This is a genomic window from Serratia sp. DD3 (assembly GCF_000496755.2).
This window is the reverse complement of the sequence record NZ_AYKS02000053.1, coordinates 13,183-37,613: the sequence shown is the minus strand read 5'-3', so window position 1 is coordinate 37,613 and position 24,431 is coordinate 13,183. Positions and strand designations below refer to the sequence as shown.

The 24,431-nt window shown below is 49.5% G+C and carries 20 protein-coding genes; 12 read left to right on the top strand and 8 right to left on the bottom strand.

All coding sequences use genetic code 11. The features are described from left to right. Positions 1 to 95: 95 nt before the first annotated feature. Together pyrD and pepN are read right to left on the bottom strand one after the other, a co-directional pair. A complete protein-coding gene (gene pyrD, locus IO95_RS09995) occupies positions 96 to 1,106 on the bottom strand; it encodes a quinone-dependent dihydroorotate dehydrogenase (RefSeq protein ID WP_037385122.1) in 1,011 nt (336 codons plus the stop codon). A gap of 400 nt (positions 1,107 to 1,506) precedes the next feature. After that, positions 1,507 to 4,125 (bottom strand): aminopeptidase N, encoded by a 2,619-nt coding sequence (pepN, locus tag IO95_RS09990; RefSeq protein ID WP_023491600.1) that lies wholly within the window; start codon positions 4,123 to 4,125, stop codon positions 1,507 to 1,509. A 430-nt stretch (positions 4,126 to 4,555) separates the two neighbouring features. Here pepN and nfo point away from each other — a divergent pair, with 430 nt between their 5' ends. After that, complete coding sequence (nfo, locus tag IO95_RS09985) at positions 4,556 to 5,395, top strand: deoxyribonuclease IV (RefSeq protein ID WP_023491601.1); 840 nt, start codon at positions 4,556 to 4,558, stop codon at positions 5,393 to 5,395. 74 nt (positions 5,396 to 5,469) lie between these two features. Here nfo and fruA read toward each other — a convergent pair whose 3' ends face one another. The 3 genes from fruA to fruB are packed head-to-tail and all read right to left on the bottom strand — an operon-like array spanning position 5,470 to position 9,229. Beyond that, the gene (fruA, locus tag IO95_RS09980; protein WP_023491602.1) at positions 5,470 to 7,146 is read right to left on the bottom strand and encodes a PTS fructose transporter subunit IIBC; all 1,677 of its coding nucleotides are present in this window, start codon (positions 7,144 to 7,146) and stop codon (positions 5,470 to 5,472) included. Positions 7,147 to 7,160: 14 nt separating this feature from the next. Beyond that, positions 7,161 to 8,099, bottom strand: a complete 939-nt coding sequence (fruK, locus tag IO95_RS09975) for a 1-phosphofructokinase (protein WP_023491603.1) — start codon at positions 8,097 to 8,099, stop codon at positions 7,161 to 7,163. Continuing rightward, positions 8,096 to 9,229: a fused PTS fructose transporter subunit IIA/HPr protein gene (gene fruB, locus IO95_RS09970; RefSeq protein ID WP_023491604.1), complete on the bottom strand. Its 1,134-nt coding sequence runs from the start codon at positions 9,227 to 9,229 to the stop codon at positions 8,096 to 8,098. Before fruB ends, fruK begins: the two co-directional genes overlap by 4 nt. Before the next feature lie 247 nt (positions 9,230 to 9,476). Here fruB and IO95_RS09965 point away from each other — a divergent pair, with 247 nt between their 5' ends. Both IO95_RS09965 and IO95_RS09960 read left to right on the top strand, forming a co-directional pair. Further along, a complete protein-coding gene (locus IO95_RS09965) occupies positions 9,477 to 9,908 on the top strand; it encodes an NUDIX hydrolase (RefSeq protein WP_023491605.1) in 432 nt (143 codons plus the stop codon). A 172-nt stretch (positions 9,909 to 10,080) separates the two neighbouring features. Continuing rightward, a complete protein-coding gene (locus IO95_RS09960) occupies positions 10,081 to 11,262 on the top strand; it encodes a sugar efflux transporter (RefSeq protein ID WP_037385119.1) in 1,182 nt (393 codons plus the stop codon). Here IO95_RS09960 and IO95_RS09955 read toward each other — a convergent pair. Further along, positions 11,259 to 11,513, bottom strand: coding sequence for a YkgJ family cysteine cluster protein (locus IO95_RS09955; RefSeq protein WP_023491608.1), 255 nt, complete (start codon positions 11,511 to 11,513; stop codon positions 11,259 to 11,261). The genes IO95_RS09960 and IO95_RS09955 overlap by 4 nt on opposite strands. A gap of 317 nt (positions 11,514 to 11,830) precedes the next feature. Between IO95_RS09955 and mtr the strand changes: the two genes are divergently transcribed. Beyond that, a complete protein-coding gene (mtr, locus tag IO95_RS09950) occupies positions 11,831 to 13,075 on the top strand; it encodes a tryptophan permease (RefSeq protein ID WP_023491610.1) in 1,245 nt (414 codons plus the stop codon). 203 nt (positions 13,076 to 13,278) lie between these two features. Continuing rightward, positions 13,279 to 13,851 carry an elongation factor P-like protein YeiP gene (gene yeiP, locus IO95_RS09945; protein ID WP_023491612.1) on the top strand — a complete coding sequence of 191 codons (573 nt, stop codon included), beginning with the start codon at positions 13,279 to 13,281 and terminating at the stop codon, positions 13,849 to 13,851. Between the two features lie 54 nt (positions 13,852 to 13,905). Here yeiP and IO95_RS09940 read toward each other — a convergent pair whose 3' ends face one another. Next, positions 13,906 to 14,214 carry a hypothetical protein gene (locus IO95_RS09940; protein ID WP_023491613.1) on the bottom strand — a complete coding sequence of 103 codons (309 nt, stop codon included), beginning with the start codon at positions 14,212 to 14,214 and terminating at the stop codon, positions 13,906 to 13,908. A gap of 343 nt (positions 14,215 to 14,557) precedes the next feature. Here IO95_RS09940 and IO95_RS09935 point away from each other — a divergent pair, with 343 nt between their 5' ends. The 7 genes from IO95_RS09935 to yejF all read left to right on the top strand — a co-directional run bounded on the left by IO95_RS09935 (position 14,558) and on the right by yejF (position 24,026). Beyond that, positions 14,558 to 15,535 (top strand): GTP-binding protein, encoded by a 978-nt coding sequence (locus IO95_RS09935; RefSeq protein ID WP_023490722.1) that lies wholly within the window; start codon positions 14,558 to 14,560, stop codon positions 15,533 to 15,535. A gap of 326 nt (positions 15,536 to 15,861) precedes the next feature. Next, positions 15,862 to 16,443, top strand: coding sequence for a bifunctional murein DD-endopeptidase/murein LD-carboxypeptidase (gene mepS, locus IO95_RS09930; RefSeq protein ID WP_023490723.1), 582 nt, complete (start codon positions 15,862 to 15,864; stop codon positions 16,441 to 16,443). A gap of 234 nt (positions 16,444 to 16,677) precedes the next feature. Then, a complete protein-coding gene (locus IO95_RS09925) occupies positions 16,678 to 18,240 on the top strand; it encodes a cyclic di-GMP phosphodiesterase (RefSeq protein WP_037385116.1) in 1,563 nt (520 codons plus the stop codon). A 245-nt stretch (positions 18,241 to 18,485) separates the two neighbouring features. Beyond that, positions 18,486 to 20,294: an extracellular solute-binding protein gene (locus IO95_RS09920; RefSeq protein ID WP_037385113.1), complete on the top strand. Its 1,809-nt coding sequence runs from the start codon at positions 18,486 to 18,488 to the stop codon at positions 20,292 to 20,294. A gap of 9 nt (positions 20,295 to 20,303) precedes the next feature. Further along, a complete protein-coding gene (locus IO95_RS09915; RefSeq protein WP_023490726.1) occupies positions 20,304 to 21,398 on the top strand; it encodes a microcin C ABC transporter permease YejB in 1,095 nt (364 codons plus the stop codon). Then, positions 21,395 to 22,420, top strand: a complete 1,026-nt coding sequence (locus IO95_RS09910; protein WP_023490727.1) for an ABC transporter permease — start codon at positions 21,395 to 21,397, stop codon at positions 22,418 to 22,420. Before IO95_RS09915 ends, IO95_RS09910 begins: the two co-directional genes overlap by 4 nt. Position 22,421: 1 nt before the next feature. Continuing rightward, positions 22,422 to 24,026, top strand: coding sequence for a microcin C ABC transporter ATP-binding protein YejF (gene yejF, locus IO95_RS09905; RefSeq protein WP_023490728.1), 1,605 nt, complete (start codon positions 22,422 to 22,424; stop codon positions 24,024 to 24,026). 9 nt (positions 24,027 to 24,035) lie between these two features. Here yejF and IO95_RS09900 read toward each other — a convergent pair whose 3' ends face one another. Continuing rightward, complete coding sequence (locus IO95_RS09900) at positions 24,036 to 24,380, bottom strand: YejG family protein (RefSeq protein WP_023490729.1); 345 nt, start codon at positions 24,378 to 24,380, stop codon at positions 24,036 to 24,038. Positions 24,381 to 24,431: the final 51 nt, after the last annotated feature.

The following is a 24,431-nucleotide window of genomic DNA, read 5'->3' as shown; positions in this document are numbered from 1 at the left end:
CCAGATAAGTCTGAAAACGGTATTTGTGCCAACGAACAAAATATAGACTAGCCGGGGAAAGAAATAAACCCCCGGCTAGAAAATGAGCAAAAATATTAGATGTGGCTAACAATATCTTTAATCAAACCCGGTCCATGGAAGATAAATCCGGAATAAATCTGTATCAAACTTGCCCCAGCGGCCATTTTTTCTCTGGCGGCGGTCAAAGAATCAATCCCACCGACACCAATAATGGGCAGGCGCCCTTGTAATTCTTGCGCTAAACGACGGATAACCTCAGTGCTGCGTAATTGTATCGGGCGGCCACTTAATCCTCCCGCCTGTTCACAATTATTCAGCCCCTCAACCAGTTTACGATCAAGGGTGGTATTGGTGGCGATCACCCCATCTATATTATGACGAAGTAGACTATCGGCAATTTGGATCAACTCTTCTTCAGAAAGATCCGGCGCGATCTTTACCGCCACTGGCACATATTTATGATGGCGGGCATGCAATTCGCTCTGCTTATTCTTAATCGCCGCCAAAAGATCATCTAACGCTTCACCATACTGTAACGATCTTAATCCTGGCGTATTGGGTGAAGAGATATTAATTGCGATATAGCCAGCATAAGGATAAACCTTATCCATACAGATCAGATAATCCTCTTTTCCTTGCTCCACCGGGGTATCTTTATTCTTGCCAATATTAATCCCTAGCACACCATCAAAATGGGATTTTTTAACGTTTTCAACCAGATTATCTACCCCGTGGTTATTGAAACCCATACGGTTGATCAACCCTTCAGCTTCAATAATACGGAATAGACGCGGCTTGTCATTACCTGGCTGCGGACGTGGCGTGACGGTCCCTATTTCGACAAAACCGAAACCCATAGCACCTAAAGCATCAATACATTCTCCGTTTTTATCCAGCCCTGCCGCCAAACCTAACGGATTTTTAAAACTGAGCCCCATGCAGTTCACCGGCTTACTCGGCACTGACTGACGGATAAGGAACTCTAATGGGGTGCCGGTAATACGGCGGAGTTGGCTAAAGGTCAATTCATGCGCACGCTCGGGGTCGAGCTGAAACAACGCCTTCCTGATGATGGGATAGTACATAGGCTCTCCGGTTAGACTGGTCAAGTGGCATAGGTGTTGGCAGTGTCTACTTAACCGAATCATTGGGCTTCTGGATGAAACTGGAATGAACTTGAGTAGTCTTGCAAACCGGGGGCATATTATCCGGTATCCTGGCAGTAATTGGAATTGATTAACCGCATATACCCAAAATAATTCGAGTTGCTTGACAAAACGCTGCGTGTTTTGAACAGCGCTTGCGCTGGCCCTTTAGGGCGAGGCCCTACTTGGGCCGAGTAACGCAGCAAGCGATGGAAGCCCTAGGAGCATAGCCAACTATGTGACTAGGGTGAGAGCGCGCAGCTAACACCCAAGCAGTTTGAAGTAAGAAGGGTATAAATCGTGTTTTTAATTGCAGGGCGACCATCGCCGCCCTGTTTTTTTATGCGGCTAACGCTTTGGCGATCTTCTCGTACAGATCCCCTGAGAGCTGGTCCAGCCCTTTCAATTGCTCTAACGCCTGACGCATCAGTGCCTGACGCGAAGCATCATAGCGTTTCAAGCGGATCAACGGTTCAATCAAACGAGCGGCGACCTGAGGATTACGCTGATTAAGATCACTGAGGATCTCCACCAGGAATTGATAACCACTGCCATCTACCGCATGAAAAGCCGCAGGATTGGCCGAAGCAAAAGCACCAATTAGCGAACGGATGCGGTTAGGGTTACTGAGGCTAAATGAACGGTGTTGTAATAAGGCGCGCACGTTGCTGAGCACATCGGCTGCTGGGCTGGTGGCCTGCAGTACAAACCATTTATCCATCACCAAGCCATCTTGATGCCAACGTTGGTCAAACTCGGTCATTAACGCCTCACAACAAGGCAATTGTGCAGCAACCGCCGCGGCTAAGGCAGCCAGTGAATCAGTCATATTATCTGCCTGATGGAACTGCTGAGTCACTAATCGCTCTGCCAACGTCGCCTCACCGAAGGCCAGATAATGCAGGCAGACATTACGCAATGAACGTTTGGCAATATCACCATGCTCAACTCGGTAACCTTGCGTTTTATTGGCATAATAGACCGCCAGCCACTCATCACCCATTTCCTGTGCCAAGCAATGGGTGATCGATTCATGCACCGCTGCAATCGCCGTCGGATCAATGGTGGTAAACAATTCCGCTATTTCGTTTTCCCCAGGAAGGGTGAGGATCTGTGCCGCCAACGCTGGATCCAGTTTCTCATCCAACAACACCGCACGGAACGCATCCACCACATGATGTGGCAATGACAGCGGTTGTTTTTGCTGATATTTCGCCACATTCAGCTTGATATAAATCGCCAGCAAGCTCTGCGCCGCATCCCAACGGGCAAACTCATTGCGTGCATGCTGCATCAGGAAAGTTAACTGCTGATCGCTATAAGGATAATCCAACTTCACTGGCGCAGAAAATTCACGCAACAATGAAGGGACGGGCTTCTCCGCCACGTTATCAAACACAAAAGTCTGTTCAGCCGCAGTGACATTCAAGATGTTCTTCACCGGTGAGCCGGCTTTTTGCAGGGCTATCACCTTGCCTTGGCTATCATAAAGCTCAATATCCAGCGGGATATGTAATGGCAGTTTTTCTGGCTGGTCCGCTGTCGGTTCAGTTTTCTGGCTGACATGTAAACGGTATTGCTGCAGTTCGGCATCATACTCGTCGCGCACCGTCAACTGAGGTGTACCAGATTGACTGTACCAACGGCGAAACAGCGATAAATCAACGTTGGAGGCGTCTTCCATTGCTTGAACAAAGTCGTCACAAGTGGCGGCACTGCCATCGTGACGTTCAAAATAGAGCTGCATCCCCGCCTGGAACTGTTGTTCCCCCAGCAGTGTATGCAGCATACGAATCACTTCAGACCCCTTCTCATACACCGTTAAGGTATAGAAGTTGTTCATCTCGATCACTTTGTCTGGCCGAATGGCATGGGCCATCGGGCTGGCATCTTCGGCAAACTGAGCCCCGCGCATCACTCGAACATTATCGATACGGTTAACCGAACGAGACCCCAGATCGGAACTGAATTCCTGGTCACGGAATACCGTCAACCCCTCTTTCAGACTCAGTTGGAACCAGTCGCGGCAAGTCACCCGGTTGCCGGTCCAGTTATGGAAATATTCGTGACCAATGACTGCTTCAATATTCAGGTAATCTTTATCGGTGGCAGTTTCCGCCTTCGCCAGCACATATTTCGAGTTAAAGACATTTAACCCTTTGTTTTCCATCGCGCCCATATTGAAGAAATCTACCGCGACGATCATGTAGATATCCAGGTCATATTCCAGACCGAAACGCACTTCATCCCACTTCATGGCACTCTTTAGTGAGGTCATCGCCCAATCAGCACGATCCAGATTGCCGCGATCAACAAACAGTTCCAGCGCGACCTGGCGACCAGAACGTGTGGTGAAGGTATCACGTAACACATCGAAATCACCGGCTACCAAGGCGAACAAATAACTGGGTTTAGGAAACGGATCCTGCCATTCTACCCAGTGACGCCCATCGCCCAGTTCCCCGGCAGCAACGCGGTTGCCATTTGACAATAGGAAGGGGTAAGCGGCTTTATTGGCGGTGATTCGGGTGGTAAAACGCGCCAATACATCAGGACGATCCAGATAGTAAGTAATATGGCGGAAGCCTTCGGCCTCACACTGAGTGCATAATGCGCTGCCAGAAAGGTATAGCCCCTCTAATGCACTATTTTTTGCCGGATGAATCTCGGTAACCAGAGTGAGGGTAAACTGTGCCGGTAACTGTTCAATGGCCAGTTGATTATCCTGTTGATGATAAGCATGCCATGGCTGCCCATCCACCAGAATACTCACCAGCGTCAGCTCTTCACCATTAAGGACCAACGCAGCACCATCAGTACTGTTCTGCCGTTTGACCTGGCTGATTGCCGTTACTCGTGTAGTTTCGGCATCCAGTTCGAAATCCAAAGCGATATCCGTAATGGTGTAATCTGGAGCACGATAATCATGGCGAAACTTCGCCTGAGGTTGTGATGTCATAGAAAACCTTCGACGTTTCAGTGAGTAAAAAGGTAGCCGCTATACCCAGGTTAATTCCCATTACCTAAATAAGTGTTCCTAATACCGCTACACTTTAAGCTTTTGGTCGGTGGGAATGGTCAGGAACGCCGACACGCCGTAAACCCCTCCCTGGGGGCTCGTATCGCGCGTCCATGCGCTCAACGGTCGGCTAACCTGCCTCATTCTCACCTTTAGCACTATTACGCGCCGCTATTTAGGGTCAACAGTGAATAAACTGTACCACAGACAAGGGAAAAACCCAGTGACAGCGGTGAATTACCGCAAGATTTACCCTTACCGCTCGGCTAACTGTTTATCCAGTGTGCCGTTATTGCGCGCTGATTTAAGCAATCATTCAATCCTTCGGTTATCAATGCCATAATGATTGCGATACTAAAGGAGAATGAAAATGAAATTTGTCGGTGCACATGTCAGTGCTTCAGGTGGGGTAGACCAGGCGGTACTCCGTGCCCATGAACTAGAGGCAACCGCATTTGCCCTGTTCACTAAAAATCAACGTCAATGGAAAGCGGCACCACTCACCACTGAGGTTATCGATAAGTTCAAGCGTGCCTGTGTACAATATGGTTATGGTCCACAGCAGATCCTCCCACATGACAGTTATCTGATTAATCTTGGCCACCCGGACAACGAAGCGCTGGAAAAATCCCGCGAGGCGTTTCTCGACGAAATACAGCGCTGCGAACAATTGGGGCTGACGCTACTTAATTTCCATCCTGGCAGTCATTTAATGCAGATTGATGAAGCGCAATGTCTGGCGCGGATCGCGGAATCTATCAACATTGCGTTAGATAAAACCCAAGGGGTGACGGCGGTGATCGAAAATACCGCCGGTCAAGGAACGAATCTGGGTTTTAAATTTGAACATCTGGCCGCGATCATTGACGGAGTGGAAGATAAAAGCCGCGTCGGTGTTTGTATCGATACCTGCCATACTTTTGCCGCGGGTTATGATCTGCGTAGTGAAGAGGATTGCCAGCGCACATTTCAGCAACTGGGGGATATCGTCGGCTTTAATTATTTGCGTGGCATGCATCTTAATGATGCCAAGAGCGAATTTAATAGCCATGTCGACCGCCACCACAGCCTGGGCGAAGGCAACATTGGCAAAACCGTGTTCCGTTATATTATGCGCGACGCACGCTTCGATAATATTCCGCTGATTCTGGAAACCGTAAACCCAGATATCTGGGCTGAAGAAATCGCCTGGTTAAAAGCGCAGCAATAAGTCGCCACTATCCTCAAGTAAAACCGGCACCTGATTCAGTGCCGGTTTTGATGGTGACTGGTATTAATTTGCTATTATGCCGCTGCCGATACCTCAGAACGCTTCAGGACGGCATAGCATCCCCCAGCCAGCAAGGTTCCGGCAACAATCGCCAGCAGATACAACAGCACCGGTGAAATCGCGCCAGGAATCAGCAGAACAAACAAACCACCGTGAGGTGCCATCAGTTTTGCCCCGAAATACATCGACAGTGCCCCTGTCAGCGCACCACCAGCAATACAGCACGGTAGCACTCGCATTGGGTCACGTGCGGCAAACGGAATCGCACCTTCACTGATAAAGCAAAGACCAAGTACCAACGCCGCTTTGCCACCTTCCTGCTCAGATTTCTCGAACTTGCGGCGTGCCAGAATCGTTGCCAGGCCCATCGCCAACGGTGGTACCATCCCTGCGGCCATAATCGCCGCCATTGGTGCATAGACAGATGAACTTAACAGCGCTACCCCAAAGGCATAGGCCGCTTTGTTCACGGGTCCCCCCATATCGGTACACATCATGGCACCCAGGATCGCCCCCAGCAGCACCGCATTGCCGGTGCCCAAAGATTGCAGCCAATCGGTCAACCCCTCCATAATTTTCGCGACCGGCGTGCCCACCACGTAAATCATAATAAGGCCGGTGATTAAACTGGCACCTAGCGGAATAATCAGTATGGGCTTCAGCGCTTCCATACTCTGTGGCAGTTGTAACTTGCCACTGATGGCTTTAGCCACATAACCTGCCAGGAACCCAGCAATAATACCGCCAAGAAAACCCGCCCCGGTGCTAACCGCCAGCATACCGCCAATCATGCCCGGCGTCAGACCTGGACGATCAGCAATAGAAAACGCGATATAGCCAGCCAGTACCGGCACCATCAGGGCAAAAGCGGAAGCACCACCAATTTGCATCAGGGCGGCAGCCAGTGTCCCTTTGACTTCAAACGCTTTGATACCAAACACAAATGACAGCGCGATGCACAAACCGCCCGCGACCACCATCGGCAACATATAGGAAACGCCAGTCAACAAGTGGCGATAGGGCCCGGTACTCTCTTTTTTCTTGCTCGCGCTAGTAGCGGCACCGCTTTTCTGAGGTTGGAAAACCGTTGCCTCAACCAGGGCCTTATCCAGCTCTTGTACCGTTTTCTTCAACGCTAAACCGGTTGAAGTGCGATACATCGGCTTACCAGCAAATTTATCGAGATCCACCTCAATGTCTGCTGCAACAATCACCAGATCAGCAGCCGCGACTTCTTCCGCCGTGATGGCATTACCCGCTCCCACTGAGCCGCGAGTTTCTACCTTCACCCACCAACCACGCTTTTTAGCTTCCGCTTGTATCGCTTCTGCAGCCATAAAGGTATGTGCCACGCCAGTTGGACAGGCGGTGACTGCCACCACCCGCTTTTGGCTAGCGGGGCTTAACGGTACTGCCGCCGAGGCGTGGTACGGTTTGGCTTCTGCCTGTGCAGTGGCCAGAAACGCCTCAGCTTCACGCACCGCCTGTTCCACATCACCAAGATAAACCCGCTTGCCGTTCAGCTCGGCTTCAGCAGGTATTGAATTCCCAGCGACAACCACCAGTTCCGCATTATTTAGTGACTCAACCAGTATCAGGCCAGTTTTGGCCGCAGCGGCCTCGAGCATACGTTTCGCCAGGTGACTACGTGCCTGACCCAGCGAACTATCTATCATTAGCAGCGTTTTCATTCTGCCTCCTGCTATCAATTGAAAGGTTTCAGATCGACACGCGCCATCATCGCGGCCAGTTGTGGACGGTCAGAGATACCAACATTACTCTGGCTAACAGCAATGGCAGCCACCGCAGTGGCTAAACGCAAGGTATGTTCACTGGATTCCCGCATCAGCAAGCCATAAATCAAACCACCCACCATCGAGTCACCTGCACCTACGGTACTGACCACTTCACAAGCTGGCGGTTTGGCTATCCAGGCCCCAGAAGCATTCACCCACAATGCGCCTTCAGCCCCTAACGAGATCACCACATGGGCAATACCTTGATCACGAAGTGCATGAGCCGCTTCAACCACATCTGCCAATGTCGGTAACGAACGCCCAGCCCAGATTTCCAGTTCGCGACGGTTGGGTTTCACCAACCAAGGCGAGGCTTTCAAACCGGCAACCAGTGCTTCACGGCTACTATCAAAAATAATGCACGGGCAAAGCGCACGCAGGCGAATCATCCACTCGGTAAAGGCTTCTGGAGCCACACCGCTAGGTAGACTGCCGCTAACCGCCACCATATCGAACTGCCCTAGCCAAGTCAGAGAATCGGTAACAAAGCGTTCCCAATCCTGTGGGGTCACCTCAAAACCAGAAAAATTGAAATCGGTGACTTCACCCTCTTTTTCCGTCAGCTTGACGTTGATACGAGTACGCCCGGGTACCACCTGAAAACGGTTGGCAATGCCCAGGTCGCTGAACAGCTGCTGAAAGCCATCCTGGTTGTCTTTACCCAGGAACCCCCCAACAGTGACATCGATACCCAGATCTTTCAGCACTTTAGCAACGTTAATCCCTTTGCCTGCCGCATGTAACCCAGCGGTTTTTACCAGATTGACTTCGCCACGCTCAATCTCTGGGCAAAATCCCACCAGATCGTAAGCCGGGTTCAAGGTAATAGTGGCGACTCTTCTGCTCATGCTGCACCCTCGCCAAGCCCTTCACTGATCGCTTCACCGATTGCTGTTAGGGCGGCTTGCGCATCCTCACCACTGGCGGTAAAGCGTAGGCGATGGCCTTTTTTCACCCCTAATGCCACCACTTTCATCAAGCTGCGACCATTTGCCGGTTTACCACTCCCATCGAGATTAGTGACGGTAATTTCGCTATTAAACTGCTTAATCACATTCACCAATACGGTACCTGGGCGGGCATGCAAACCATGTTCGTTGCGCACCACATATTCTGCACTCAGTAAATCATTCTCTTCAGCCACGGCGCTAGTTAACAAGGCCAGTACCCCTGAGACATCCGCCTTCAGCAAGCTTTCAGCTTTATGACTCTGTAGCAGATCACTTAAGTAATTCAGTACTTCCAGCGGTTGTTGATCGGCAACCGACACCGTCAGTAACAGCGCAACTTTTTCACCATTTTCATCAAATGGCTGCGTGGGGCGGCTAACGGTAGCGGCACTGACCAAATTGCCTTCTGTGCTGTCGCTTAGCCAAATCCCCTGCCCCAGGTTCAAGGGTTTATGGGTGATCACCTCGCTGACAAACTGCGCATTGGCGACACCTCTTTGTTGCAGACGGCCGGCATTCAACGCTTGCAGTGTCATCAAAGAATCTGCCGCAACATCCAGGGCAACCAACGCAGCATCAAACTGGAATTCAGCCGTCAGTTGCTCACCCATCAGCACGCTACGCAGCTCTTCTGCTGACGTGGTAGTGGCTAATGATTTAGCAACACGGTCATCACTCAGCACATGGGTCAATTGACGCAATAATCCCAAATGCTCATCGGAACGGGCTGCAATACCGATAACCACATAGGCGGTTTGCCCTTCACCCCATTCAATACCTTGTGGAAATTGAAATACCTGGACACCAGTATTCAACACCAGATCACGTGTCTCCGTCGTACCATGTGGAATGGCGATGCCATTGCCCAGGTAGGTGGATGTTTGCAGTTCTCGCTGTAGCATGCCGTCCACATAACCGGCACTGACATTCCCGGCAGCGGCGAGCGCTGCCGCAACCTGCCGGATGGCATCCTGTTTACCGCTGGCAGCGGCTCCCAGGTGAATATTTTGCTGTGACAACTGGAGCATAGTTCTCCTCCCCTACTGAGTTGAATCGTTTCAGTTATAGCGACTAAAAGGAGCGCTGCCCCTCTTTTTCTACAAAGGGGAACAGCGCTGAAACGTTTCAATCAGTCTGTGATTAGCGATGAACAAAAGCAAGGTCCGTTACTGCTCTGGTGATAAATTTTTGACCTTGCGCACACTTTATTGTAAGAAACCTGCGAATAAAAAGAAGAGTGGCATACTTTGCTGAAATCGAGCTGAAGGAGTAATTATGGCAGTGCTGACCGGTGTGGGTGTCATCATCGTTAATCCTCAAGGGCAAATCCTGTTAGGGAAACGGTGCAGCTCCCACGCCCCTTTCTGGTCAATTCCCGGTGGTTATCTGGAGGCCGGTGAAACCTTTGAACAATGTGCTCAGCGTGAAGTTGCTGAAGAGACCGGGCTAGAAATTGCACCGCCGTGCTTTATTGGTATCAGCAATAATCTACAAACCTGGCAATCCGAGGGAAAGCACACCGTCTCCATCTGTATGCTGGTTCATCATTCTGGTGGCAAAGCTGAATTAAAAGAGCCGGAAAAGTGTGCTGAATGGCGCTGGTGTTCACCCGATGAACTCCCTGAACCCCATTTTGAAGCCAGCAAAACGGCAATTTACTTATGGCGTAACCAACTCACTTATTTGCCGTTACTCGCGGTGCCTTGATTAATCACGCGGTTCTTGTTCTTCAAGTTCTGGTTCTTCAGGTTCTGGGAATACCCCCTACTCTGCTCTATGGGTACCTGGCAAATGAAACAACCTGACTGTCATGGTTTTGTTTTTTTAAACCTGCATTTCACGTATTATGCCGGCGACCTCTCACTCTTTGGCAGTTTATATGAGTACCTTCTCAGTAATAACGCGGTTTTTGCCTAATTCGACTTCGCTGGCTTTCCTGATTGTGGCTTTCCTCACGGGTATTACCGGTGCCTTACAAATGCCCACGCTAAGTCTATTTCTGTCCACTGAAGTCAATGCACGCCCAGCAATGGTTGGCCTGTTTTTTACCGGCAGCGCGGTCATCGGTATTTTAGTCAGCCAATTTCTTGCTACTCGTTCGGATAAACAAGGCGATCGGAAATCACTGATTTTTGTCTGCTGCTTACTGGGCGCATTGGCTTGCGCGTTATTTGCCTGGAACCGTAACTATTATATCTTGCTGTTTATTGGTGTGTTGTTAAGTAGCTTTGGCTCTACCGCCAATCCACAGATGTTTGCCTTGGCACGAGAACACGCCGAACACACCGGGCGTGAAGCCGTCATGTTCAGCTCGATACTGCGTGCCCAGGTCTCACTAGCCTGGGTGATTGGCCCGCCGATTGCGTTTGCCTTGGCGCTGGGTTTTGGCTTCAAGGTGATGTATCTGGCTGCAGCGGCGACCTTTATTCTTTGTGGTGGGCTGGTCTGGAAAATGTTGCCTTCCATGCCTAAAGTGCCCGCCGCCAAAGACGCAGCAGTATTAGAAGCCCCACGCCAGAATCGTCGCGATACGCTACTGTTATTTTTCGCCTGCACATTGATGTGGACAGCCAATGGGATGTATTTGATTAATATGCCATTGTACCTGGTCCGGGAACTGAATCTGCCCGAGAAACTGGCCGGGATACTGATGGGGACCGCTGCCGGGCTGGAGATCCCAATGATGTTGCTCGCAGGTATGGTGGCCAAACGCTTTGGCAAACGCTTGTTAATGCGCTGTGCCGTAATTGCCGGGGTTCTGTTCTATGCCGGATTGCTGTTTATCAATGGCAGTGGAGCACTAATCGCTCTGCAACTGTTCAATGCTTTGTTTATTGGTATTCTGGCAGGTATCGGTATGCTCTATTTCCAGGATCTGATGCCCGGGCAAGCAGGCGCGGCAACCACCTTATTTACCAATACCACGCGCGTCGGCTGGATTATTGCCGGTTCAATCGCCGGTTCGGTGGCCGAAATATGGAGTTACCACGCGGTGTTTTACTTCGCACTGGCAATGATGCTGGCAGCCACGCAATGTTTATGGCTTCTCAAAAAAGCTTAAGGGGCGGTATCCACTTCCAATTGGGCCAGGTAAATTAAGGCCTCATTACGGTGGGTACCACACATCTCTGTGCAGGCCTGCAAACTGGCACAGACTTTTGGACGCAGCGGCGAGTTAAATAATTCGCAACGCCATTGGCTATCCAGATGAATACAACGAATATTGGCCGGTTTGCCATCAGGCATGCCGGGTAACGAACTGGAAATAGAGGGTGCGATACAGCAAGCACCACAGTCAGAGCGGCATTCCATTAACGATTCCCTTGGCAAGCCAGCAAAAGCAGGTAGCGAACCATACCAGTCCACTGCGCTTGTTACCACCCGGTTGTGCGGTTAATCAGTTATGCCGCGCTAACTTGTAGGGCCAATCCGCACCACACCAATCCACACCACAGATGGCAGCCAAGTTGATTTGATTGGGTGACTGAAGGTACGGATAACCAAGTAATGCAGTAACTCCCCTAACCATGGATATAAAACAGCAATATACCGGCTTTACATGCACAATTCCCGCATGTACTATTGAGCTAGTACAACAATACTTCTTCAATGGCTAGCCAGGAGTCACCATGCCAACCAACACCACTCATCAACCTTCCCGCCCTTCTGTCCTTGGTGGTGCGATGATTATTGCCGGTACCGCTGTCGGCGCAGGGATGTTTTCCATTCCTATTGTCACTTCTGGTGTATGGTTCAGTGGCTCCGTCGTGCTGCTGGTCTATACCTGGGCCTGTATGCTCATTTCCGGCTTGATGATCCTGGAAGCGACGCTTAATTTCCCTACCGGTGCCAGCTTCCCCACGATGGTAAAAAGCCTACTGGGTAAGGGGTGGAATACGCTTAATAGTTTATCCATCACCTTTGTTTTATATATTTTGACTTACGCCTATATCTCGGCAGGCGGCTCGATCATTGCCCATACTCTGGAGGACATCATCGGTACCACTCAGGCGGTGTCTGGCTTGGTGTTTGCCATGGTCGTGGCCTTTATTGTCTGGTTATCAACTCGTGCCGTTGATCGCCTCAGCACCATTCTGATCGGTGGAATGGTGATCACTTTTGTGCTGTCCGTTGGGGATATGTTTACTCATGTTCAATCAACCCTATTATTTAATCGCAATGAGACTCACCCCAGCTATCTGCCCTATGCTTTGGCTGCGATGCCCTATTTGCTGACCTCATTTGGTTATCATGGCAACGTCCCGGGGTTAGTGAAGTATTACCATAAAGACAGTGGCGCGGTAGTGCGTAGTCTGGTGTATGGCACGCTACTGGCTCTGGTGATCTACATCCTGTGGCAGTATGTGATTCAAGGCAATATTCCCCGCGATGCCTTTAAACAAGTGATTGCTGAAGGCGGTAATATTGGCAATCTGCTCAAACAAATGGGGCATGCGTCAAGTAGCCAAGCTGTCGGCCAGTTACTCAATGCGTTCTCTTATATGGCACTGGCGAGTTCATTCCTTGGCGTATCACTCGGCTTGTTCGATTTCCTCGCCGATTTCTTCAAATTTAGCGATAGTCCCGTTGGCCGCACGCAATCTGCACTGCTCACCTTCGTCCCTCCAGCGTTAGCTGCAGTTCTGTTTCCTAACGGTTTCCTGTATGCCATTGGTTTTGCTGGCCTGGCGGCCACGGTTTGGGCGGTGATTGTGCCAGCAATGATGGCTCGGGCGAGCCGCCGTCAATTCCCGCAAGCCAAATACCGTGCTCCAGGTGGCCAGGGTATGATCCTGTTTATCCTGCTCTTTGGTTTGATTAATGCTATCGCTCATGGGCTAACGCTGTTTAATTTACTGCCAGTGTTTAAATAGAAACCAAGGGCGGTACTCACCGCCCATTTGTCGCACTCTTTTTACACCAGACTCTTGCCTGAAAAGCAGGGTACGAGTAACGTGTGACAACTTTTAAAAATTTCTACCCTTACGGATTTCAACTGGCAACCAGAGGCGCATTAAGAACAAATAGCGCCCTGGCCATTTGAATCACAACGGGTCACTATCGACAGGTTTTTTTCATGGCAAAAGCAAACGAAATCAAGCGTGGTATGGCGATCAACTACAATGGCAAATTGCTGTTGGTGAAAGATATTGATATCCAGAGCCCAAGCGCCCGCGGGGCCAGTACTTTGTATAAAATGCGTTTTTCCGACGTTCGTACCGGGCTGAAGGTAGAAGAGCGTTTTAAAGGTGATGACATTCTCGATACCATCAGTCTATCCCGCCGAAAAGTGAGCTTTTCTTATATAGACGGTGAAGAGTATGTCTTTATGGATGAAGAGGATTACAGCTCGTATATCTTCAAGAAAGATCAAATTGAAGACGAGCTGCTGTTTATTCCGGAAGCAGGCTTGCCAGGAATGCAGGTACTGACGTTGGAAGGTCAAGTATTGGCATTGGAACTGCCACAAACTGTGGACATGGAAATAGTTGACACCGCCCCAGGTATCAAAGGGGCTTCTGCTAGTGCGCGCAATAAACCCGCCACCATGGCCACCGGTTTAGTTATTCAAGTGCCAGAATATCTCAGTGCTGGAGACAAAATCCGCATCCATATCGCTGAGCGTCGCTATATGGGCCGCGCTGATTGATATCGCATAACATACCATGCCAGGCTTCCCGCTGGCATGGTATGAGTTAATACACTAACGATATACGACTGTCATCACGGCCAGTTTCTGCTGTTGATCTATCCATTTCATTTCGGTAGTGCCGATATTCAACGGCAACTCTTTACTACGACCATCAACATTTGCCAGAGTCTGCGCCGACGTGTAATTATGACCATTACGATAACATTGAGTATTAGCTGTTGAATTGTCCACGTTGGTTAAACAGGGGCTTTCAACAATGGCACCGACAAAGTTAATCACTCCGCCCGTCGTGCCAGCTTGACTTGCAGCCATCCATGAAGACAACACTCCTGCGATTAAGAATAACCGTAAGATGTTCATGGTAACCTCAACTTTTGTTAAGTTACTTTACACTCATGTGTTAAGTCCCTTTAAACATTTATTGTTAAGTCTCTTTAAACATAGTGCATTCTTTAGGAATACGAGTCATCAATAGGTGATTTTTTATTACAATTATGTAACCAAAAGTGCGATTTGATTTAATACACTGATCAGGAAAGTATTTTTATCTTGATCGTTAAAATAAAAATCAGATGCCTCAAATAAGAACTGTTTTCAATTGCAAATTTATATTGCTGTAGATTTCAGCTCAGTATTGATGTACTTAATAAATCAACATGCCTTAAGAATCATTGAAATAACTCTGACTTATTGAGAGGAAAATATGACAAAAACCAATCTAATCACTGGCTTTCTCGGCAGTGGAAAAACCACGACCATTCGTCATCTTCTCGCCAATAAGCCAGAAAATGAGCGTTGGGCGGTACTGGTGAACGAGTTTGGCGAGATTGGTATTGATGGCGCTCTGTTAGCAGATAGCGGTGCGGTATTAAAAGAGATCCCCGGCGGTTGCATGTGCTGTGTGAATGGCCTGCCAATGCAACTGGGGCTTAACCTGCTGCTCCAGCAAGCAAAGCCCGACCGATTATTGATAGAACCCACCGGTCTGGGGCACCCCAAGCAGATCCTGGCGCTGTTAACCCAAGAGACCTATGGCGGATGGATTGACCTGCGGGCAACGCTCTGTTTGCTTGATCCTCGCCAATTGGGTCAGCCTCGTTACTACGAAAATGAAAATTTCCGTGACCAATTGGCGGCTGCCGATATCATCATCGCCAATAAAATGGATACCTGGCAACCCCAGGATGCCCAGGCACTCAGCGAGTGGCAAGCACAGCAGGGGCAACAACGACCTGTTTATCCCCTCGAACAGGGGCGTATAGACCTGAAATTGTTAGACCTGCCACGCACCAATCACATCGAATTAGCCGATGCACAGCAGCATAATCACCCTGCTCAATCCAAGGGATTGGCCGCCCTGCGTCTCACTAAAAATGATCGTTGGCGCAGAGCACTTAACCATGGCCAGGGATTTACCAGTTGCGGCTGGATTTTTGATCATCAAACCCAGTTTGATACCGTTGGCATGATGGAGTGGATCCGCTTGGCCCCCGTTGAACGGGCAAAAGCCGTAGTACGCATTGCCGAAGGGTGCTTGCTGATCAATCGACAAGGGCAGGACCTCAGTATTGAAACACGCCCAGTGCCACCGTTGGACAGCCGGGTAGAATTAATCCATAGCGCCGAAGCAGATTGGAATAGCCTACAATCTGCCCTATTAAAGATTCGTTTGAGTGAGTAATTGACTATCACACTTGGCGGAACGATACCGATTCCGCCATTTAACACAAAGCCAACATAAGCACTACATATTGTTTTATTTATGTAAACACTTACATTTTTTTCAATCAAGCCCAAAAAAAACTCGCAATCATCACCTCATTCCGGTAGTCTCAGCGCGTTATGCCTAACTAAGAGCGTCAGTAACCCGCTGATTAAAAATGTGCGTTGTAGCACATCTGGGACGATAACTGATTGTTCTTCTTATGAGTGAAGGCTACCCTCGTAAAGTTTGGTATTTTTAGATAGCGGATTCATCGCTAAGGATTTCAAGGGAATATAACTACAATGGTCAAGTCTCAACCTTTTATGAGATATTTTTTGCGGGTCGTGCCTGCAATCACAGTAGCAATGATGCTTTCAGCCTGTGGCTCAACAAACACTTCGAAGTTAGATAGCTCACAAACTGAGATGCATGCAGTTAATGACAAAAATGGTCTTTTACTGCAAGCCTCTCAGGATGAATTCGAAGCCATGGTGCGTAATGTTGACGTCAAGTCAAAGATTATGACCCAATATGCAGCTTGGAAAGGCGTTCGTTATCGTTTAGGTGGTGAGACTAAGCGCGGCATTGATTGTTCTGGATTTGTACAGCGTACTTTTCGCGAACAATTTGGTATGGATTTGCCCCGCTCAACTTACCAACAAAGTGACATGGGTAAGAAAATCCAGCGTGCTAAATTGCGTGTCGGCGATTTAGTGTTGTTCCGTGCTGGCTCTACGGGCCGCCATGTGGGTATTTATTTAGGCAACGACAAGTTCGTTCATGCCTCTACCAGCATTGGTGTGACAATCTCCAGTATGAATGACAGCTATTGGAACAAGCGCTATCATGAAGGGCGTAGAGTATTAAGTAAGAGCTCTAGCTAATAGCGGCATACCAGATTGAGTCCTAAATCCCGAACAAACGAGATAAAAACGCGACCCTATGGTGGCGTTTTTTTTGTAAGCCTCCCCTTGCTATACTCAATTTGACCATTCAGCAGTTATACTCGTCAAACTTCCCGTTGCATGCATATTAGCTGCAAATTATAAAGCCGCGGTGACTATAATACAGACAATAGAAGAATGATGGTTTAATACCCGGGGCTGTAGGAGCAAATTATGGGCTTAAAGCGGGCGTTTGCACGCCATGCTTCACACAAACGACGTAGCCTGATTAAAAGCAGTATTGCCGCTCTGGCTTTTTTTGTTGTCTTTACGTTCACAACGCTATTTCTGATTAGCCATCAGCGCAGTCAATATCAACATGAACTTGAAATGCGCATAGAGAAATTTACGGTTGATTATTTCGATCACCTGATAGAAATCATGCAGCAGTTGATGCCACTCGCGGATAAATCCTGCCCTACCGCTCAAGACGATCTCTCTTATCGTGCTGCGTTCACTTCGGGTGTTCGCACGTTTGTTCTGGTACGTAATGGTATTGCTTACTGCTCTTCCGCCATCGGAAACATGATGCTGGAGACACAGGTTCTTTACCCTGAAGTCGACTGGCAAAAACCACTGGACCTAAAATTGCGACAAGGTACCGCCTTTGTACCGGAAAGACCCGCCATAGCGTTGTGGCTACAGCAGCCAGGTGCAGGTAATACTGGCGTATTGGCAACGCTGGATCTCAGCCTGACCCCTTATCTGCTGCTCACTGCTCATCAAGATGATGCTCAAGGACTAGCCATTGTGATGGGCAAAAATGCCATGACCACTTTCAGCCCAGACCTGATGCCGGTAACGCAATTACCCACCACCCATGCCAGTAGTCTGCACATTGAAAAATACCCCTTGACCCTCCTTTTCTACCACCAGCAACTAACCGCTGACAATATACGTTTTACGGTTCTCGGTAGCCTGGCGCTTTCCTTGCTGGTCAGCGTACTGTATTACTTTCTGCAGATACTCAACCAGAGCCCTGACCGAGCACTGCGCAGAGGCATCAAGCGTAATGAGTTCTTTGTGGAGTACCAACCGGTCTACCACAGTAAAACGGGCTCTCTTGCTGGATTGGAGGCATTGATCCGCTGGCAACACCCTACGGAAGGGCGGATCCCGTTGGAGCTGTTTATTCCCTATGCTGAAAGTGCCGGGCTAATCATTCCGCTAACGCGCCATCTGTTCAGCCTGATCGTGGCGGACACCCCGCAGTTGGTGGAAATTTTGCCCAAAGGGGCCAAAATCAGCCTCAATCTCGCCCCTTCTCATCTCGCTGTCGCTTCATTTCGTGATGATATTCTCAACCTGTTGGCACAATTACCGCGCGAGCACTTGACGTTGGTTGTGGAAATTACGGAACGCGGCATGGTAGAGGAGAAGAATGCTAAAGATGAATTTGACTGGCTACATCGCCATGGCGTCGAGATCGCGGTAGACGACTTTGGCACCGGTCACAGTGCGTTGATCTACCTGCAACATTTCACCCTGGATTACCTGAAAATCGACCAGGGTTTCGTCCGTTTTATCGGTCATGATACCGTTACCGTCCCAGTATTAGATGCGGTCATTTCACTGGCTAAAAAACTAAAAATGCAAACCATCGCCGAAGGGGTGGAAACCATCGAGCAAGTCAATTTCCTGCGAGAGCGTGGCGTTAATTTTCTACAGGGCTATTATTTCAGTAAACCGCTTAACATTGAGGATCTGATGGCCTTTTGCCAGGCTACCTCTGAGTAGGGAACTTGAATAATAGCGAATCGCGCTCAGACCTTTAAACTTCTTTACCCTGCAACGCTGGGCAAAATGGTATGCTAGCGGCCAAATCAATAAGTTAACACCCAGATTCATCCAGGTGACTGCGCAAAAGTATCGATTGAAATACGGCAACGCAGCGAGGCTAATGGATGAACCCAATAACTGAGGGCCGCCATCCCCACAGTTTGAATAACACGGGTAAATTGCAGCAGGAGCTTACCGTAGAGATGTCTATCCGCATTTTTGCCGCGCTGGCCCTTTCAGCCCTCAGTTTCTGCTTGCAGGCTGAAACACTGAATGAAAGCTATGCGTTCGCCGCACTCGGTGAACCCAAATATTCCAGCGACTTTGGCCATTTTGACTATGTCAACCCGGCGGCCCCGAAAGGGGGAGATGTGCGCCTGGCGGCCATTGGCACTTATGATAACTTCAACCGTTTTGCTTCACGCGGTGTGCCAGGTGAGCGAACGGGTGAACTCTACGATACATTATTCACCACCTCCTACGATGAACCTTCCAGCTATTATCCGCTAATTGCTGAATCAGCGCGGTTTCCTGCCGATATGCGTTGGATGGAGCTGGATATCAATCCACATGCCCGCTTTCATGATGGTAGCGCGATCACTGCTGCGGATGTTGCCTTCACCTTTAACAAATTTATGACCGAAGGTGTACCGCAATTTCGCTCAATTTACAAAGGTGTCACGGTAAAAGCCCTTTCTCGGCTTACCGTACGTATAGAACTACCCGAGCCCGATAAAGACAAGTTACTCGGCCTTTTCACGCTACCTATCCTGGCAGAGAATTTTTGGAAAAATCACCCGCTGAATGAACCACTCAGCACCCCACCGTTGGGCAGTGGGCCCTATAAAGTGGGGAGTTATCGTTTAGGCCAATATATTACCTACGAGCGGGTGCGCGACTATTGGGCTGCGAATCTGCCAGTAAACCGTGGGCGTTTTAACTTTGATACCCTGCGTTACGACTACTATCTCGACGATAACGTCGCGCTCGAAGCATTTAAAGCTGGCGCCTATGATTTCCGCCTGGAAAGCTCACCTAAAAATTGGGCCTCGCAGTATCAGGGGGGGAATTTTGCCCGCAACTTTATTATTAAACAGGACGATACCAACCAAGCGGCACAAAATGCCCGTTGGTTAGCCTTTAATACCCAACGCCCCCTCTTTGCTGATCGCCGGGTACGCGAAGCCATTACCTTAGCCTTTGATTTCGACTGGATGAATAAAGCGCTCTATTATGAGGCCTATCAACGCACTAATAGCTATTTCCAGAATACTCCCTATGCGGCAACAAACTACCCCGACGCAGCAGAGTTAACCTGGCTGGCACCATTAAAAGGCAAAGTTCCTGAAGAGGTGTTCACCACCATTTATCAGCCCCCTTCTTCTGATGGCAGTGGTAATGATCGTGAAAACCTGCTGAAAGCCACCGAATTACTGCAGCAAGCTGGTTGGGAAGTGAAAAATCAGCAACTGATCAACAATAAAACCGGCAAACCATTCACCTTTGAGCTGATGCTATTAAGTGGCAGCAACTTTCAGTATGTCTTGCCCTTTCAGCACAATCTGAAGCGCTTAGGTATTGATATGCAGATCCGTGAAGTTGACTCCGGTCAGTTCACGCGACGCCTGAGAACCCGTGACTTCGATATGATGCCAACCGTCTACTCTGCGATGCCTTTCCCTGACTCGTCGTTACAAGTACGCTGGGATTCAAATTATATTGATTCAAGTTGGAATACACCGGGTGTTAATGACCCTGCGGTTGACGAATTAGTCCGACAAATCATCAAACATCAAGGGGATGAAAATGCCTTACTTTCCCTTGGCCGTGCGCTAGACCGCGTGCTGACCTGGAACATGTATATGCTACCCATGTGGTATTCAAACCATGACCGCTACGCTTATTGGGATAAGTTCTCTTCTCCACCACAACGCCCAACCTATTCTCTTGGCTTTGATAGCTGGTGGTTTGACGTCAACAAGGCTGCCCGCCTGCCGTCGCAACACCAATAAGGAGACGCCGTGGCCGCTTATCTGATACGCAGATTACTGCTGGTGATCCCAACATTGTGGGCCATCATCACTATCAACTTTTTCATTGTGCAAATCGCACCTGGTGGCCCGGTTGATCAGGCTATTGCCACCATTGAGCTGGGGCAAGTCAGCGGCTTTAGTGGCGGCGGTGCTAGTGACGGTCTTGGGCATGCCAAAGCCGGGGGGGGCAACGTTGGTGAAGGCCAATATCGCGGTTCCCGCGGGCTCGACCCTGAAGTGATTGCAGAAATAACCAAACGCTATGGTTTTGACCAACCCCTGTATCAGCGTTACTTCACCATGTTGTGGAACTATATGCGCCTCGATTTTGGTGAAAGCCTGTTTCGTGGTGCCTCGGTAATGCAACTTATCGGCCAGAGTCTGCCGGTTTCCATTACCCTGGGCTTGTGGAGTACGCTGATTATCTACCTGGTGTCGATTCCGCTGGGGATCCGCAAAGCGATTCATAGTGGCAGTGCTTTTGATACCTGGAGCAGTGCGTTGATTATCATCGGTTATGCCATTCCGGCATTTCTGTTTGCCATTCTGCTGATTGTGGTGTTTGCCGGGGGCAGCTATCTGGATTGGTTCCCGTTACGTGGGCTGGTTTCCAGCAATTTTGCTACCCTGTCGTGGCATGGCAAAATTCTTGATTATCTCTGGCATATTACGTTACCGGTACTGGCTACCGTTATCGGCGGGTTTGCCGCGTTGACGATGCTAACCAAAAACGCGTTCCTTGATGAGATCCGCAAACAATATGTGGTCACCGCCCGCGCCAAAGGGCTGGATGAGAAAAAAATTCTTTACCGACATGTTTTCCGTAATGCCATGCTGCTGGTGATTGCGGGTTTTCCTGCCACTTTTATCAGCATGTTTTTTACCGGGTCACTGCTGATTGAAGTGATGTTTTCACTCAATGGCCTTGGGTTGCTAGGCTATGATGCCACCTTGCAGCGCGATTATCCGGTGATGTTCGGCACCTTGTACATATTTACCCTCATCGGCCTACTGCTCAATATCCTGAGTGATATCACCTATACCTTGGTTGACCCCCGCATTGATTTCGAGGCCCGCCAATGAGCCGCTTAAGCCCCATCAATCAAGCCCGTTGGGCACGTTTTCGTAGCAATCGCCGTGGCTATTGGTCGCTGTGGATTTTTTTGATTTTCTTTATACTCAGCTTGGCCGCCGACCTGATTGCCAACGATAAACCCTTACTGGTGCGCTATGAAGGCCGCTGGTATCTCCCCTTGATGGTCAACTATAGCGAAACCACTTTTGGCGGCCAGTTCAAGACCACCACAGATTTTCAGGACCCCTTTGTGCTCAGCCAAATTGAAAAACACGGCTGGGCCATTTGGGCACCGATCCGTTTTAGCTATAACACCATCAATTTTGCCACTGAGGTGCCCTTCCCCTCGCCACCATCACGGCACAATCTGTTGGGCACAGACAGTAATGGCAGTGATGTGTTGGCACGGGTACTGTACGGTTTTCGTATCTCAATGCTGTTTGGGCTGGCACTGACGCTGTTCTCCAGCGTGATCGGCATCTGTGTCGGCGCAACGCAGGGCTATTACGGCGGTCGGATTGATCTCTGGGGGCAACGGCTAATCGAGGTCTGGTCTGGGATGCCGACTCTGTTTCTTATCATTTTGCTCTCCAGCATTATACAACCCAATTTCTGGTGGTTGCTGGCGATTACGATTCTGTTTGGTTGGATGAGTCTGGTGGGGGTTGTACGTGCTGAATTCCTGCGCACGCGCAATTACGATTACATTCGTGCTGCGCGCACCCTGGGCGTACCGGACAGGGTGATTATGTATCGCCATATGCTGCCTAACGCCATGGTCGCCACCTTGACCTTTCTGCCCTTTATTTTATGTGGCTCGATCACCACACTCACCTCCTTGGATTTTCTTGGTTTTGGCTTACCCCTTGGCTCCCCTTCCCTCGGTGAGTTGCTATTACAGGGTAAAAACAATTTGCATGCACCCTGGCTGGGGATTACCGCCTTTCTGGTTCTGGCTGTGTTGCTCTCACTGTTAATCTTTATCGGCGAGGCGGTGCGTGACGCCTTCGACCCCAGCAAGGTGCACTGATATGACTCCCCCGCTGCTCACCATTGAGGATCTCTGCATTGCCTTCCGCCAAGGGGGGACAGTTAATCAGGTGGTTAATGGCGTTTCGCTGCAAATTGAACAGGGCGAGACACTGGCTCTAGTGGGTGAATCCGGTTCTGGCAAAAGTGTCACCGCGCTGTCGGTACTGCGCCTGTTACCCTCCCCACCAGTGATTTATCCCGGTGGAGATATCCTGTTTAACGGTCATTCACTGCTGCACGCAACGGAAGCTGAACTACGTCAAGTGCGTGGCAACCAGATATCAATGATTTTTCAAGAACCCATGGTTTCACTCAATCCGTTGCACACCATTGAAAAACAGTTGAGCGAAGTTTTGATACTGCATCGGGGGATGCGCCGCGACAGCGCCCGCAGTGAACTGATTCAATGCCTGGATCGGGTGGGTATCCGCAATGCCAAAGGGCGGTTGAAGGATTTCCCGCACCAACTTTCTGGCGGTGAACGCCAGCGCGTGATGATAGCGATGGCGGTACTCACCAACCCCAAACTGTTAATTGCCGACGAACCCACCACCGCATTGGATGTGACCATTCAGGCACAAATTTTAACGCTATTAAAAGAGCTAAAGCAGGAACTGGGCATGGGATTGCTGTTTATTACCCATAACCTGAATATCGTTCGCCGCCTGGCAGATAACGTAGCGGTGATGCACCAAGGATACTGCGTGGAGCAAAGCAGCCGGGAAAGGTTGTTCACGTTGCCGCAACATCGGTATACCCAGCAACTGTTGGCCGCTGAAGATTTGGGGGAGCCGCTGCCACTGCCATCGGTTGAAACGCCGGAAGAGGCCCCTCCCTTGTTAAAAGTGGAAAATTTGCAGGTCAGCTTTCCCATCAAACGCGGTTTATTGCAGCGCGTTGTTGATCAAAACACCGTGCTGAAAAACTTGAGTTTTACCTTACAACCCGGTGAAAGTATCGGGCTGGTGGGTGAGTCGGGTTCCGGTAAAAGCACTACAGCTCTGGCATTGTTACGCCTGATAAGCGCCAAAGGGACCATCTGGTTTAATGGCCAGCCACTGCATACCTTCAATAACCAGCAAATGCTGCCCTATCGCAGTCAAATACAAATGGTTTTCCAGGACCCTTATTCCGCCTTGAATCCACGTTTGAACGTGCTGCAGATCATTGCCGAAGGATTGGCCGTACACCAACAGTTAACCAGCGAGCAACGTGAACAACGAGTCATTGAAGCGCTACAGGAAGTGGGGCTGGATCCTGAACTGCGGCACCGTTATCCCAATGAATTCTCTGGTGGGCAACGCCAGCGGATCGCCATTGCGCGCGCCTTGATCCTGCAACCGCAACTGCTGATCCTCGATGAGCCGACCTCATCATTGGATAAATCAGTACAAGCGCAGATATTGCTGCTACTGAAATCGTTACAACAGCGACATCATCTAGCTTATCTATTTATCAGTCACGACCTGCAAGTGGTTCGTTCACTCTGCCATCAGGTGATTGTCTTGCGCCAAGGTGAAGTGGTGGAACAGGGTGACTGCCAAGCCATTTTCAATACGCCTGCGGCGAGCTATACACAGCAATTGTTACAATTGGTGGATTAACAACATCATTTAGAAGGGGTAGATCTCACTGATCTGTTCGGCAATTGCGGCACCGATATCTTTTAGCCGACATAGCGCGGCACTTTCATCACGACAGTGAACAAACAGGCAAGGCTCACCTTCCCATTCAACCACCGCGCAATCGATCTTAATCGTTTGCAACGACAACTTGAGTTGTTGCATGACTTGCTCTGCATCCAGCCCATCAGGGCTGAGCAATTTCAGGCCAATCAAATGGTTACCTTCATTTGAGCCACTCTGTGCCGTGGGCTCAACCTTGACGCCGGTAAACCCTGATAGCCAACGATAATTTTGCGGTAAGCGATGTACCACCGAAAGCTGAACACTGTTCACATAGAATTCCCAAGTTCAAAATTAAACATTTCGTTTACATTAAACGCTATC

Coding starts and splice junctions, on each gene's coding strand:
- yeiP (WP_023491612.1), top strand. CDS start 13,279: ATGGCAAAAGCAAACGAAATCAAGCGTGGTATGGCGATCAACTACAAT.
- IO95_RS09925 (WP_037385116.1), top strand. CDS start 16,678: ATGGGCTTAAAGCGGGCGTTTGCACGCCATGCTTCACACAAACGACGT.
- IO95_RS09960 (WP_037385119.1), top strand. CDS start 10,081: ATGAGTACCTTCTCAGTAATAACGCGGTTTTTGCCTAATTCGACTTCG.
- IO95_RS09940 (WP_023491613.1), bottom strand. CDS start 14,214: ATGAACATCTTACGGTTATTCTTAATCGCAGGAGTGTTGTCTTCATGG.
- IO95_RS09965 (WP_023491605.1), top strand. CDS start 9,477: ATGGCAGTGCTGACCGGTGTGGGTGTCATCATCGTTAATCCTCAAGGG.
- pyrD (WP_037385122.1), bottom strand. CDS start 1,106: ATGTACTATCCCATCATCAGGAAGGCGTTGTTTCAGCTCGACCCCGAG.
- IO95_RS09935 (WP_023490722.1), top strand. CDS start 14,558: ATGACAAAAACCAATCTAATCACTGGCTTTCTCGGCAGTGGAAAAACC.
- mepS (WP_023490723.1), top strand. CDS start 15,862: ATGGTCAAGTCTCAACCTTTTATGAGATATTTTTTGCGGGTCGTGCCT.
- fruB (WP_023491604.1), bottom strand. CDS start 9,229: ATGCTCCAGTTGTCACAGCAAAATATTCACCTGGGAGCCGCTGCCAGC.
- nfo (WP_023491601.1), top strand. CDS start 4,556: ATGAAATTTGTCGGTGCACATGTCAGTGCTTCAGGTGGGGTAGACCAG.
- mtr (WP_023491610.1), top strand. CDS start 11,831: ATGCCAACCAACACCACTCATCAACCTTCCCGCCCTTCTGTCCTTGGT.
- IO95_RS09955 (WP_023491608.1), bottom strand. CDS start 11,513: ATGGAATGCCGCTCTGACTGTGGTGCTTGCTGTATCGCACCCTCTATT.
- fruK (WP_023491603.1), bottom strand. CDS start 8,099: ATGAGCAGAAGAGTCGCCACTATTACCTTGAACCCGGCTTACGATCTG.
- yejF (WP_023490728.1), top strand. CDS start 22,422: ATGACTCCCCCGCTGCTCACCATTGAGGATCTCTGCATTGCCTTCCGC.
- IO95_RS09920 (WP_037385113.1), top strand. CDS start 18,486: ATGTCTATCCGCATTTTTGCCGCGCTGGCCCTTTCAGCCCTCAGTTTC.
- fruA (WP_023491602.1), bottom strand. CDS start 7,146: ATGAAAACGCTGCTAATGATAGATAGTTCGCTGGGTCAGGCACGTAGT.
- IO95_RS09910 (WP_023490727.1), top strand. CDS start 21,395: ATGAGCCGCTTAAGCCCCATCAATCAAGCCCGTTGGGCACGTTTTCGT.
- pepN (WP_023491600.1), bottom strand. CDS start 4,125: ATGACATCACAACCTCAGGCGAAGTTTCGCCATGATTATCGTGCTCCA.